The following is a 1,339-nucleotide window of genomic DNA, read 5'->3' as shown; positions in this document are numbered from 1 at the left end:
GGCACTATCCCATTAACTGTGTAAGTAAAAAATAAAGGGTTCGGATTTTCATTTAAATTCGGACCCTTTTTTCAAATATAGCCAAAAACTGGTTAATAATAATTCCCCAATTATGAATTGGCATACTCCATTTTTTCGTGGCTTCGTTAATAGCCAGAAAAACAGATTTCATTAAAGCATCATCTGTGGGAAACGAGAGCTTATTTTTCGTGTATTTACGAATCTTTCCGTTCAAGTTTTCAATCAGATTCGTGGTGTAAATAATCTTTCGGATCTCGAGTGGAAAATCAAAAAAGACGGTTAATTCATCCCAATTATCTTCCCACGAGCGAATGGCATAAGGGTATTTCTTTCCCCATTTAGCACCAAAATCTTTTAATGCAGCTTCTGCGGATTGTTTGGTAGGTGCATCGTACATACATTTCATATCTCTGGTGAAGTCTTTCTTATCTTTCCAGACCACATAGCGACATGCGTTACGAATCTGATGAACGACGCATATTTGGGTTTGAGATTCAGGGAATACCGTTCGTATGGTTTGCGTAAAGCCATTTAAATTATCAGTAGCCGTAATCAGGATATCTTCCACCCCACGAGCCTTTAAATCGGTCAAAACACCCATCCAGAAGCTCGAACTCTCATTCTTGCCTAACCACATCCCCAGCACCTCTTTTCTGCCCTCTCGATTTAATCCAATGGCTAGGTAGACTGTTTTGTTCACGACTTTCGAACTCTCCCTAACCTTAAAAACGATGCCATCCATCCATACCACCAAGTACACAGGATCTAGTGGGCGATTCTGCCAGGCAATCGTATCTTCAATAACACGTTCCGTTACCCGCGAAATCGCAGAAGTGGAAAGCTCAAACTGATAGATTTCCTTGATCTCCTGCTCGATGTCACTCACGCTCATCCCCTTCGAATAAAGCGACACAATTAGGTTCTCAACGCCTGTAGAATACCGGCTTCGTTTAGGAACCAAAATAGGATCAAAACTGGATTCTCGGTCTCTAGGAACCTCAATAGGGGTTTCTCCAAACTCGGTTTTAATCACCTTTTTCTGTGTCCCATTTCGAGCATTCGAACTAGGTGTCTTCTCGTGTTTATCGTAGCCTAAATGAGCGTCAAGCTCTCCTTCTAGAATCTTCTCCAAGCCTCGCTTGTGAAGGTTACGAAGAAAAGCCTGAAGCTCTTCTCCTGTTTTTAACTGCTTTAAGAAAGCATCGGTTAATGAATCGGGTAATTCCACTTCCATTTTATTTAGTGTTTAAAAGTAAAAAAAAATTATCAAGGTCGAAACCCTAAATATTTCTACTTACACACTTTACGAGATGGTGCC

The 1,339-nt window shown here is 40.7% G+C and carries 1 protein-coding gene; it reads right to left on the bottom strand.

The window, feature by feature from the left end; translation table 11 throughout:
• Window positions 1–52 precede the first annotated feature (52 nt).
• A complete protein-coding gene (locus ACST13_RS11040) occupies window positions 53–1,255 on the bottom strand; it encodes an IS256 family transposase (protein ID WP_459523256.1) in 1,203 nt (400 codons plus the stop codon).
• Between the last annotated feature and the right edge of the window lie 84 nt (window positions 1,256–1,339).

It is taken from the genome of Aquirufa sp. A-Brett2-W8 (assembly GCF_054558755.1).
Note: the sequence above shows the minus strand (reverse complement) of the source record. Positions and strands in the feature narration are given on the sequence as shown.